The following is a 654-nucleotide window of genomic DNA, read 5'->3' on the forward strand; positions in this document are numbered from 1 at the left end:
CCTTGCCTATTACAGAAATCGCTGCTGTAACAAACCGGCCTCAACGGGTTATTGGCATGCATTTTATGAATCCCGTCCCTGTAATGAAGCTGGTAGAAGTGATTCGAGGCTTGGCTACATCAGAAGAAACGGCCTTAGATGTTATGGCATTAGCGGAAAAGATGGGGAAAACAGCGGTAGAAGTCAATGATTTTCCTGGGTTTGTTTCCAACCGTGTGCTTCTTCCAATGATTAATGAAGCCATCTATTGCGTGTATGAGGGAGTGGCGAAGCCGGAGGCAATAGATGAAGTGATGAAGCTGGGCATGAATCATCCGATGGGTCCGCTTGCATTAGCGGATTTTATCGGACTGGATACGTGTTTATCAATTATGGAAGTCCTTCACTCAGGCCTTGGCGATTCCAAATACCGTCCTTGCCCGCTGCTCCGCAAGTATGTCAAAGCAGGCTGGCTTGGCAAAAAGAGCGGACGCGGTTTTTATGACTATGAGGAGAAGACTTCCTGAAGTCTATTCCATCCGGGGGTGGCCGAGTTGCATGTAACCCAAGAGCAAGTCATGATGCGAAAAATGGTGCGTGATTTTGCACGAAAAGAAATTGCTCCCGCTGCGGAAATCATGGAGAAAACGGACGAATTTCCCTTTCAGCTGATCA

The 654-nt window shown here is 47.6% G+C and carries 2 protein-coding genes; both read left to right on the top strand.

What is annotated here, in order from left to right:
- On the top strand, positions 1-506 hold a 506-nt coding region (locus ACWHAR_RS28180; protein WP_452088583.1), incomplete at its 5' end, for a 3-hydroxyacyl-CoA dehydrogenase family protein.
- Positions 507-533: 27 nt separating this feature from the next.
- On the top strand, positions 534-654 hold a 121-nt coding region (locus tag ACWHAR_RS28185; protein ID WP_452088584.1), incomplete at its 3' end, for an acyl-CoA dehydrogenase family protein.

This window comes from Bacillus sp. LR--39 (genome assembly GCF_053613335.1).